8 protein-coding genes are annotated in these 7734 nt (G+C 65.0%); 5 read left to right on the forward strand and 3 right to left on the reverse strand.

Annotated elements, in window-relative coordinates; all coding sequences use genetic code 11:
- The first annotated feature begins 34 nt into the window (after positions 1-34).
- Genes RHODMAR_RS22190 through RHODMAR_RS22200 form a run of 3 tightly spaced genes read left to right on the forward strand, consistent with a single transcriptional unit; the run spans position 35 to position 2308 of the window.
- Complete coding sequence (locus tag RHODMAR_RS22190) at positions 35-799, forward strand: crotonase/enoyl-CoA hydratase family protein (protein WP_008719097.1); 765 nt, start codon at positions 35-37, stop codon at positions 797-799.
- Positions 796-2046 carry a hypothetical protein gene (locus RHODMAR_RS22195; protein WP_008719098.1) on the forward strand — a complete coding sequence of 417 codons (1251 nt, stop codon included), beginning with the start codon at positions 796-798 and terminating at the stop codon, positions 2044-2046. Before RHODMAR_RS22190 ends, RHODMAR_RS22195 begins: the two co-directional genes overlap by 4 nt.
- A gap of 16 nt (positions 2047-2062) precedes the next feature.
- Positions 2063-2308, forward strand: a complete 246-nt coding sequence (locus tag RHODMAR_RS22200) for a DUF2630 family protein (protein ID WP_008719100.1) — start codon at positions 2063-2065, stop codon at positions 2306-2308.
- A gap of 8 nt (positions 2309-2316) precedes the next feature.
- Here RHODMAR_RS22200 and RHODMAR_RS22205 read toward each other — a convergent pair whose 3' ends face one another.
- Positions 2317-3075, reverse strand: a complete 759-nt coding sequence (locus RHODMAR_RS22205; protein ID WP_008719102.1) for an SDR family oxidoreductase — start codon at positions 3073-3075, stop codon at positions 2317-2319.
- Between the two features lie 29 nt (positions 3076-3104).
- On the opposite strand from RHODMAR_RS22205, the gene RHODMAR_RS22210 reads away from it, so the two are divergent.
- Positions 3105-4562 carry a dihydrolipoyl dehydrogenase family protein gene (locus tag RHODMAR_RS22210; RefSeq protein WP_008719104.1) on the forward strand — a complete coding sequence of 486 codons (1458 nt, stop codon included), beginning with the start codon at positions 3105-3107 and terminating at the stop codon, positions 4560-4562.
- Here RHODMAR_RS22210 and RHODMAR_RS22215 read toward each other — a convergent pair.
- Positions 4556-5962, reverse strand: coding sequence for an APC family permease (locus RHODMAR_RS22215; protein ID WP_008719106.1), 1407 nt, complete (start codon positions 5960-5962; stop codon positions 4556-4558). The genes RHODMAR_RS22210 and RHODMAR_RS22215 overlap by 7 nt on opposite strands.
- Positions 5963-6026: 64 nt before the next feature.
- Here RHODMAR_RS22215 and RHODMAR_RS22220 point away from each other — a divergent pair, with 64 nt between their 5' ends.
- Positions 6027-6593, forward strand: a complete 567-nt coding sequence (locus tag RHODMAR_RS22220; RefSeq protein WP_269744636.1) for a TMEM175 family protein — start codon at positions 6027-6029, stop codon at positions 6591-6593.
- A 68-nt stretch (positions 6594-6661) separates the two neighbouring features.
- Here RHODMAR_RS22220 and RHODMAR_RS22225 read toward each other — a convergent pair whose 3' ends face one another.
- Positions 6662-7651: a 2-hydroxyacid dehydrogenase gene (locus RHODMAR_RS22225; RefSeq protein ID WP_008719109.1), complete on the reverse strand. Its 990-nt coding sequence runs from the start codon at positions 7649-7651 to the stop codon at positions 6662-6664.
- Between the last annotated feature and the right edge of the window lie 83 nt (positions 7652-7734).

Consider the following 7734-nt stretch of genomic DNA (forward strand, 5'->3'; position numbering starts at 1 on the left):
GCTTCACGCAAGGTAACTCGAGTAGGGTTCACACATGCCGGTACGGATCGATCGATCAGGCCCCGTCACCACGATCGTCCTGTCGCGCCCGGAGGTGCGGAATGCAGTCGACGGCCCCACCGCGCAGGAACTGACTCAGGCATTCGAGGAGTTCGACGCCGACGAATCCGCATCGGTGGCCGTGCTCTGGGGCGAGGGCGGCACGTTCTGCTCGGGAGCCGACCTCGAGGCGTTGGGCACGACGCGTTCCAATCACGCGACCGAACACGGCGACGGCCCGATGGGTCCGACGCGAATGCGGTTGTCCAAGCCCGTCATCGCCGCCGTCTCGGGGTACGCCGTCGCAGGCGGACTCGAACTCGCTCTGTGGTGCGACCTCCGCATCGCCGAGGACGATGCCACGTTCGGCGTGTTCTGCCGACGCTGGGGCGTGCCCTTGATCGACGGCGGCACAGTGCGATTGCCGCGCATCGTCGGTACCGGTAGAGCGATGGACATGATCCTCACCGGACGCGCCGTCGATGCGCAGGAAGCACTGAACATCGGATTGATCAATCGAGTGGTTCCGGTGGGGCGAGCCCGGTCCGAAGCGGAGGCTCTGGCCGCCGAACTGGCGCTTCTACCGCAGACCTGCATGCGCGAGGATCGACTGTCCCTGCTCGAGCAGGACGGTCTGGACGAGGAGTCCGCTCTGAAGAACGAGTTCCGGCACGGTGCCATCTCGATCAGCGCCGACGCGCTCGCCGGCGCGAGCAAGTTCGTCTCGGGCGCGGGACGCCACGGCACCTCGAGCACGTGATCTCGACGCGCCTGTCGGTCATAGACGAGATCTTTCTGCGCACACACCGCGGATACGGTATTCCCATAGCGCTACAGGGAGTGTGGCGCACAGCAGAGACTGTGAGCAGAGCCGAACTCGACCGGGTGCACGACGAATTGGCCGTCGGGGAGCTGGGTCGCCGCGTCGGCAGGCCTCGCATCCCCGGCGCTCGGCTCCGGTGGGACATCTCATCGCAGTCGCTTCCGCTCCACTACGCCGCCGACGCGGTCGAGGACGTCATCGGATGGGCCGATGCGCAGGCCGATGTTCCACTCGACCCGCAATTCGGGCCCGGCTGGCGATTGACGGCCGCTCCCGTTGCCCACGGTGGAACCGTGGTGTCCCTGGTGTGTTCGCACGCACTCGCCGATGCTCGCGGACTCATAGATGCTGCGGCGCACTCGTTCTCCGGCAACTCGGCACCGATACCTGCCCTGCGACCCGGCTCGGACGCAAAAGACGCGATCTCGATGATCCTGACCGTCCTCGGACGATCCATCGTCGCAACGGCGAAGCTGTGGGTGAGCAAGAAGGCCAGAGCCGAACTACGTGCCTTCGCAACGGCCGACAGCGCCGGCATCTCCCCACACGAGGCGCGAGACATGCACGCCGTGATTCTGGATATCTCTGCAGCGGAGTGGGATTCGGCTGCTGCACGCGCCGGAGGTTCGGCCAATTCACTGTTCGTCTCCATCGTCGCCGCGACGATGAGCGAACTCGGATCACCCGCAGTGACCATCGACATCCCCTTCCGGACGGGAACCGGTGATGCCAATTCGATAGGCATGGCCACCGTTGCCGTCCGTGGCGACGATTCGCCCGCGGCCATCCGAATCGCATGCAAGGCCGCGTTCGCAGTCCCCGTCGGAGCACCGGCCGGCTATCCGCCCGAGATCGTTCAGCTACTTCCCCACCGCCTGGCCGCGAAACTGACCTCCACACCGGGACGCGGAGAAGTGTTGTGTTCCAACATCGGCGACATTCCGAGCGGCGTCACGGCACTGGGCCCATACCGCTCGGCCGGCCTGGCCACTCGTGCCATTCACCCGAACCTGTCGAGCGCGTCGTCCACGATCAGGATGTCGACCTACATCTCCCGAATGGACGGCAACTACACACTCTCGCTCGTGTGCACCGACGACACTCTGGCCGGGTCGAGCGCTGAGCTCACCTCGGCGGTGCAACGAGCTCTGGCGACGCGAAACCTGGCCGCCAAACCCTGGTAGGTCTACCGTTGTCGGCATGAACGAGCACGATATCCACACCAAGATCCAGCAGCTCATCGCCACCGAGCACAAGCTGCGCAGCGAGACCCAGGCCGGTGAGGTCGACCCGGCTACCGAAAAGGCAGAACTGGCATCGCTCGAGCATGCCCTCGATCAGTGCTGGGACCTGCTCCGCCAGCGCCGAGCGCGCATCGACGCGGGCAAGGACCCCGACTCCGCAACCGCCAACAGCGTCGGCCAGGTCGAGGGCTACCTGCAGTAAAGCCTGAGCTAGACCATTCGATCCGTCAGCGCGTTCGGCAGAAACCGCAGCGCCGCGTCGATGCCTCGCCACTTGAGGCCGGGTAGCGCGGCGCGGCGGGTTTCGCTCTCGATCGCGTCGACCATCGCAGACACCCCCTCGTCCAGACTGGCTGTCAGAGCGGCACTGTCGCCCGCTTTGGCAGACATGTCGGTGGCAATGAAGCCCGGCAGCAGGGTGGTGACGGCAATGTCGGTTCGAGCCAGTTCGGTAGCCAGCGATTCACCCAGCGAGGCCACGGCCGCTTTGCTGGCCGAGTAGGTCGCTTTGGATCCCGGTAGCCCCCGGTCGGCGCTGATGGACGAGACGAACACCAAGTGCCCGTTGCCCTGCTCTCGAAATATCGCGAGGGCGGCCTCGGCCTGCGACAGGGCACCGATGAAGTTGGTGCGCGCGGTCTGCAGGTTGGCATCGGCCCGCCCGGTACCGATCTTCGCGCCCTTGCCGAGCCCGGCATTGACGATCACTCGATCCAGGCCGCCCAGCTCGTCCCGCAACGTGCCGAAGACCTCGCCCACGGCGTCGTGATCGGTGACGTCGAGGGCGCGGACCGAGACGGTGATGTTCGGGTTCTGGTGCATCAACTCGACGCGGAGCTCGTCGAGTCGCTCCACCCGTCGGGCGCAGAGCGCAAGATCTCGACCCATGGCAGCAAACCGTCTGGCCATTTCCTCACCGAGCCCCGAACTCGCTCCGGTGATCAGAATCTTGTGCCGAGTGGTCGCCATAAGCGGCGAGCCTATGCCACTGTGGAGCTATGGCCTCAGAGAGCTCGGAATTCGATGTCATCGTCATCGGCGGTGGCCCGGTCGGCGAGAACGCCGCCCAGTACGCGATACAGGGCAGCGACCGCACCGCCGTCATCGTCGAACACGAACTCCTCGGCGGCGAATGTTCCTACTGGGCATGTATGCCCAGTAAGGCACTCCTGCGTCCCAGCGAGGTTCTCGACACCGCGCGAAACATGCCGGGTGTCAAGGAACTGGTCGGCGACCAACCCCTCGATGCCGACGCCGTACTGGCCCGGCGCGAGTCCTACACCCACGGCCTCGACGATTCCTCGCAGATCACGTGGGCCGAGTCGGCGGGCATCGCGGTGATCCGCGGCCATGGGCGGATCACCGGGGTCAAGACGGTCGAGGTCGACGGGCGCACACTGACGGCCCGGCACGCCGTCGTTCTGGCCACCGGAACCACCGCGTCGGTGCCGAACACCCCTGGTCTGCGGGACGCCCAGCCGTGGATCTCACGCGATGCCACCAACATTCACGAGACCCCCGGCCACATCGCAATCATCGGCGGCGGCGTTGTCGCGTCGGAGGCGGCGACATGGTTGCTCTCACTCGGCGCGAAAGTGACGATGATCGTGCGCGGATCGTCGCTGCTCGCCGGTTCCGAGCCGTTCGCCGGTGAACTCGTCGCCGACGCGCTGCAGCAGCGCGGCGCAACGATCATGCTCGACGCCTCCGTCGAGTCCGTGTCGCGAGAGAATCCGGCCGCCACCGGGATCGGTCGAATCCATGGTGGCCCGGTCACCCTCGTCGTCGACGGCAGCGAAGTCCACGGTGGCGAAATTACGGCCGACGAGGTTCTCGTTGCTGCGGGGCGTACTCCGGCGAGTGCGGACCTCGGTTTGTCGAGCCTCGGACTCGAGGACGGCCACTCCATCGACGTCGACGATCATCTGAGCGTTCCGGGCCACGATTGGCTCTACGCGGTGGGCGACGTCAACGGCCGCGCCCCGCTGACCCACATGGGTAAGTACCAGGGTCGAGTGGCCGGTGACGTCATCGCAGCCAGGGCCGAGGGAAAGACGCTCGACCACAAGCGATTCCGCGCAACCGCGGATCACGGTCAGATCCCACAGGTGGTGTTCACGCCGCTCGAGGTGGCCTCTGTGGGGCTGACCGAGGCCAAGGCCCGAGAGGCCGGCATCGATGTCGAGATCGTGGCGCAGGACATCGCCGTCGCGGGTTCATCCCTTCAGCAGGACGACTACTCGGGCCGCGCCCAGCTGGTGATCGACGGTGCCACCGACACGATAGTGGGCGCAACCTTCGTCGGGCCGGGTGTCGCCGAGCTGGTGCACGCGGCCACCATCGCCGTGGTCGGCAAGGTGAAACTCGACGACCTGTGGCATGCGGTGCCGTCGTATCCCACGGTCAGCGAGATCTGGCTCCGGCTGCTCGAAGCTCGACGAACAGCCGATCACTGACGCATGTAGGCCGCGGCAATGCCCTCGTAGGTCGGCGGATCGGCACGCTTGATGCGCAGTGCCACCAGTACGCCGAGAATCGCTGCGAGGATCAGCACCACCGGTATCGCGTTGACGATCGCAGAATCGGAACCGGTCAACGTGCTGTAGTTCGTTCCGGCGAGCACCAATCCGGTCATGAAACCGACGAAGCCTATGCCGGGGGCGATCCCGGTACGCCACAGTGATCGGTCAGGATGTCCGATGAAGAACACCACCACCGACAGAGCGGCAGCAGCCTGCAGGGCGATCACGCCGAGAGTGCCGAGGCCGATGGCACCGGCGGCGTAGATCAGGTACGGGTCGGCACCGGTCACCGCGAATACGGTCAACGACACCGCGGCCACGATCGAGGCGGTGACGCTGCCGACGTGCGGGCTCGAGTGCTGGGGATGAATTCCGCCCAGGCGCACCGGAAGTACACGCTCACGCCCGAGGGCGAACAGATATCGGCTGGCTGCGTTGTGCACGGCGAGATACGAAGCGAGCACACTGGTGCACAGCAGCACCGCGGTACCGTCGTACAGCACCGTTCCGCCGTATTCCTGCGCCAGCGTGAACAACAGATTGCCCAGTTCACTCTCGGCCAGTACCGGGGCATCGACGCCGCCCGAGGCGCCGACGATGATCCAACTCGTCAACACATAGAAGACCGCGATCAGCGACACCGCGATGAACGTCGCGCGCGGGATGCTGCGTCTGGGGTCCTTGGTTTCCTCGCCGTACAACGCGGCGGACTCGAAACCGATGAAACTCGAGAACGCGAACATCATGGCGATTCCGATCGATCCCGAGAACACCTGGGTCGGGGTGAAGGACTCCAACGGCAGCGCAGCGGTTCCCTTCTCGCTCACCACCAGGCCGTTGAACACGGTCAGAAACGCGAATTCGAGTACCATCAGTGTGCCCAGCACCTTCGCCGAGAGGTCGGCGTTTCGGAAGCCCAGGAATGCCACGATCGCAACCGCGGCTGCCGTGAAGACGTACCAGGGTATGTCGATGCCGGAGTCAGCGAAAACCAGGTGCGTGAAGTAGCCGAAGGCACCCGAAAGTCCGCACGCCAGCGAGGTATACGCGATCACGGCGACATACGCGGCAGCGACACCCGGGGGCTTCCCCAGCGCGAGACCGATGTAGGTGTAGAAGGCTCCGGTGCTGTAGACCTGCTGACTGATTGCTGCAAACCCCACTGAGAAGCACAGCAGCACAACAGAGCTGACCGCGTAGGCCGCAGGCAGACCGGCTCCGTTTCCGCGAATCAGCGCCAGCGGTACGTTGCCGATCATGGCCGCCATAGGGGCCGCCGCGGCGACAACGAGAAATACCACTCGGCCGGTGGTCAGAGTACGTCGATCGGACATCGTTCGGACGCTACTCCCGAAGAGTGCACAATGCTGACATGGAATCGAGCGTGGTTTCGATCGGCTGGTCAATTTCAGCGACGCCGTCGTCGCGATCGCAGCGACGCTACTGGTACTCCCGCTCGTGGAGTTGGCCGAACCGGGGCAGAGCGAAAGCTTCGTGGACGTCTTTCGTGAACACGGGGTCGAGTTCTACGCTTTCGTATTGAGCTTTCTGGTCATTTATACGCAATGGCTCAGCCACCACCGGGTTTTTCGCAATCTGATCGGTTACACGCCGGCGCTGATGTGGGTCAACTTCGTGTGGCTGCTCTCCATCGTCTTCTTGCCGTTCCCCACGAAGCTGATCGCCGAGAAGAACGGCTACGACTCGAGTTCGTCGACGCTCTACGTCGCGAACATCGCGGTGTCCATCATCGCTATGTTCGCAGCGGATGTCATCATCTCCCGCCATCCCCGTCTGCTGACCTCCGATGCGGTGGGAACCGGGCGCATGCGTACCGGTGCCGTCAGCTCCGTGCTCATTCTCGTCGCGTTCGGTTTGGCTTTCACGTCGCTGGGCCTGTGGTCGTTGCTCGTGCTGTTCGCGACCACTCCGATCAATCGCCTCGTCGGCCGCCTGGGTGAGTAGGTCGGTCGGGTGAGCACCGAGAGCACGTCGAAGTAGCAACCGCTTCTCGTGCTGGGCAAGATCACCGGCTACCCCGCGTGACCCCACGCGTCGGGATCGACCGGATGCGGTGGGAGCGAACCATCGAACATCGCTGCGGCATTGGTTGCGCACAGTCGCGCCATCTCCGAACGCACCGATACCGTGGCGCTTCCCACGTGCGGCAGCAAGACCGTGTTCGGCAGCTCCGCCAGGCCTGGTTCCAGTGCCGGTTCGCGCTCGTAGACGTCCAATCCTGCTGCGGCGACGGTGCCCTCGCGTAGTGCGGCAACCAGAGCAGCCTCGTCGATCACCGGCCCTCGCGCGGTGTTGATCACTATCGCCGACGGTTTCATCGCCGCGAGTACCTGTGCGTCCACCATGTGGTGGGTGGAGTCCGCCAAGGGAACATGCAGGGACAGAAAGTCACTGGTCGCGACGATCTCGTCCCACGTGCAATGTTCGACGCGGCCCGCGAATTCACCGAGCTCGTCATCGGAGACCGTGCGATCACCGGGCGGCCTGGGGCAGAACTTCACTGTCATGCCGAATCCCAGTGCCCTTCTGGCCGTGGCGCGGGCGATGCGTCCGAACCCGGCCAGCCCGAGCACTCGGCCCGAGACATCGCTGCCGAGAAGCAACTCCGGTTGCCATCCGGTGAACGAGCCCGAGCGGACGAACGCGTCGGCCTCGACGGCGCGGCGGGCCGTGGACAGAATCAGCAGCATCGCGATGTCGGCAGTCGAATCCGTCAGTACCCCTGGCGTATTGGCTACCGTGATTCCGCGTTCTGTGGCGGCCGCGATGTCGATATTGTCGAATCCGACGGCGTAGTTGGAAATCCCGACGAGAGACGCCGACGCCAGCAGGTCGGCGTCGAACCGATCGCGCAACTGGGAGACGACAACACGGTAGTCACCCGAGGCGCAGGCGTCGACCAGTTGCTCGTGATCGAGCGATCGCACGTCGACGTCCCCCGCAGCGCGAAGGATGTCCATGCCCGGGGCGGGGATCTCGGTGGTGACGAGGATGCGGCTCATACGACCCACTCGAATGCACGAGCTTCGGACCGTGAGCCCTGGGCGGTTTTCGATCGCATCGGCTCGTCCAGTTCGGCGAGCAG

This window comes from Rhodococcus sp. AW25M09 (genome assembly GCF_000333955.1).
Taxonomy (GTDB): Bacteria; Actinomycetota; Actinomycetes; order Mycobacteriales; family Mycobacteriaceae; genus Rhodococcoides.

Excerpts from the sequence above, each read along its gene's own strand:
- RHODMAR_RS22205 (WP_008719102.1), bottom strand. The coding sequence starts at position 3,075 with ATGGCGACCACTCGGCACAAGATTCTGATCACCGGAGCGAGTTCGGGG.
- RHODMAR_RS22225 (WP_008719109.1), bottom strand. The coding sequence starts at position 7,651 with ATGAGCCGCATCCTCGTCACCACCGAGATCCCCGCCCCGGGCATGGAC.
- RHODMAR_RS22215 (WP_008719106.1), bottom strand. The coding sequence starts at position 5,962 with ATGTCCGATCGACGTACTCTGACCACCGGCCGAGTGGTATTTCTCGTT.
- RHODMAR_RS22190 (WP_008719097.1), top strand. The coding sequence starts at position 35 with ATGCCGGTACGGATCGATCGATCAGGCCCCGTCACCACGATCGTCCTG.
- RHODMAR_RS22200 (WP_008719100.1), top strand. The coding sequence starts at position 2,063 with ATGAACGAGCACGATATCCACACCAAGATCCAGCAGCTCATCGCCACC.
- RHODMAR_RS22210 (WP_008719104.1), top strand. The coding sequence starts at position 3,105 with ATGGCCTCAGAGAGCTCGGAATTCGATGTCATCGTCATCGGCGGTGGC.